Genomic DNA, 2,091 nt, shown 5'->3' on the forward strand with positions numbered 1-2,091 from the left:
GCCGTCCAGCACCACCAGCCCGTCGGGCAGGCTGGTGACCACGTGCAGGGCGAAGGACTGGGCCTGCCGCACCAGCCGCCGCGAGGCGCGGGCATGGCGCGACCACAGCAGCGAAAGCACACCGGCCCCGCCCAGCAGGGCCAGAATGGACAGCATGACCAGGGTATGCTGACGGTCGGACGCGCGGGCCGCATCGAAAGGGGCCGTGTCCAGCGCCACGATGATGACCGGGGGCGGGGCATCGCGCTCGGCCAGCGTGTCGGCCTCCATCTCGCGGCGCAGCCAGCCGGGCATGGACCCCATGCCGGATTCCGGGCTGCGCATGCCGTGGCCCATCATGTGGCCGCCCATGCCCATATGGCGCGCCGTGGGCCGCAAGGGAATGAAGGTGCGGTACACCAGAAAGGCGCGCTGGCCGCCCGCTTCCATCAGCCGCCAGCCTACCTCGTCGCGGGGTTGCTGGCGCACGTCCCCCCCGTCGCTCCCGTCGCGCCCCAAAGGAGCGGGCGGCGGGGGCACGGCCAGGGCCTCCATGGTGGCCGGGTCGGCCAGGGAACGGCCAACCCACTGCGGGTCGCTGTGGGCCAGCACCACGCCCTGCCTGTCGGTGACGGCGATGAACTGGATGTCCGGCTGGTCGGCCATTTCCTCCAGCAATATCTGCAAGCGCAGCTCGCCCCCGGTGCGCCCGCGCAGGCCGGTACGCGCACCGGCCTCGAAGGCCCGGATCAGCGAAGCGCCCTTTTCGGACAGGATGCGGCGCATGGATTCCTGCTCGCCATCATGGTTCAGCACGGTAAGCACGGCCAGCACCAGGGCCAGAGCAACCGTGGCCCCGATGATCAGCCACGGCGAGGGCAGGGTTTCGCCCCTGCCCCAACGCCCGCCGCGCCCGCCGCGCCCGAACAGGCCAGATTGGCCCTCGCGTGCGGCAGGTGGGGCCGCGTCCGTGCTGTCCGTCCTGATCGTATTGCTTGCGTTGTCCTTCGGCATGGAAAGCTTCCTTGCGGTGCGCGGTACCCGCCGGGGGCGGGGTGTTCGAATCCGCGACACCTGTTCGATTTTCATACGCCATCCCGAGGGTAGCGTATAGTTTTTATACATCTGATCGGTTTTCGTGCAGGCCTTGCGGGGGCCTTCCGGGTGCGGAAAATGAAATTTCAACCTTCAATCACGGCATGTTACACGCACATTCCGCGCCTTGGCACGCCGGTTGCTTTTACCGGGGCAAGCAACAAGCGCACCAGCCCCGCACCACAGTACATGGCCACGCCATCCACGGCGGATGCAGCGAAGACGCCAGGCGGGGCGGCAACGAATCAACACAGGAGCACACATCATGAAGACCAAGCATCTCGTCCTCGGCACCGTCGCCCTTGCGGGCCTGCTCGCCATCACCGGCATCACCGACAGCGCCTTTGCCCGCATGGGCGGCATGGGTGGCATGGGCGGCCGCTGCGCCACCGGCGCGGTGTACAACTCCCTGACCCCGGAAAAGCAGGCCAAGTACGACGCCATCTACAAGGAAGCGGACGCCCGCATCCAGCCGCTGAAGGACAAGGCCTGGGCCAAGCATACCGAACTGAACGCCCTGTCCGGCAACCCCAACACCAAGCCGGAAGCCATTTCCAAGCTGACGGGCGAACTGTCCGACCTGCGCACCCAGATCCGCAAGGAATACACCGCCCTTGACGAACGCCTGGAAAAGGAAGTGGGCGTCAACCCCGGATACGGCCGCATGGGCCACATGGGCATGGGCGGCGGAATGATGGGTGGCCACGGCATGGGTCATGGTGGCATGGGTGGCGGCATGATGGGTGGCCAGGGCATGGGCCATGGCCCCATGCATGACGGCCAGATGCCCCAGACCAACCAGTAGTCCGGACTGACGGAGCAGCGGCGGGGCGCACCCACCGGCCTTCACAGAGGACTTCCCACCTTCCCGCCTCCGCGCCCCGCATGATGCATGACGCACAGGGCCGCCGACATCACCGGATGTCGGCGGTCCTCTCCTTTTGGCCGTGCCGCGCTGTCCCCATCGCGCCCCCGCGCCGTCATCCCGCCCGCACCGCCCGCCGCCCGCCAGGCCCC

1 protein-coding gene and 1 pseudogene are annotated in these 2,091 nt (G+C 68.1%); one reads left to right on the top strand and one right to left on the bottom strand.

Annotated features, from left to right (window positions below; genetic code table 11):
- A pseudogene (locus FVW27_RS14075) lies at nt 1-993 on the bottom strand (ATP-binding protein); the annotation flags it as partial.
- A gap of 346 nt (nt 994-1,339) precedes the next feature.
- Between FVW27_RS14075 and FVW27_RS14080 the strand changes: the two are divergent.
- A complete protein-coding gene (locus tag FVW27_RS14080) occupies nt 1,340-1,879 on the top strand; it encodes a periplasmic heavy metal sensor (protein WP_167126212.1) in 540 nt (179 codons plus the stop codon).
- Nucleotides 1,880-2,091 lie beyond the last annotated feature (212 nt).

Origin of the sequence: Nitratidesulfovibrio liaohensis, from assembly GCF_011682075.1 — a bacterium.
Lineage (GTDB): Bacteria > Desulfobacterota > Desulfovibrionia > Desulfovibrionales > Desulfovibrionaceae > Cupidesulfovibrio > Cupidesulfovibrio liaohensis.

What these genes read in the sequence shown, in the direction of transcription:
- FVW27_RS14080 (WP_167126212.1), top strand. Translation starts at nt 1,340, where the DNA reads ATGAAGACCAAGCATCTCGTCCTCGGCACCGTCGCCCTTGCGGGCCTG.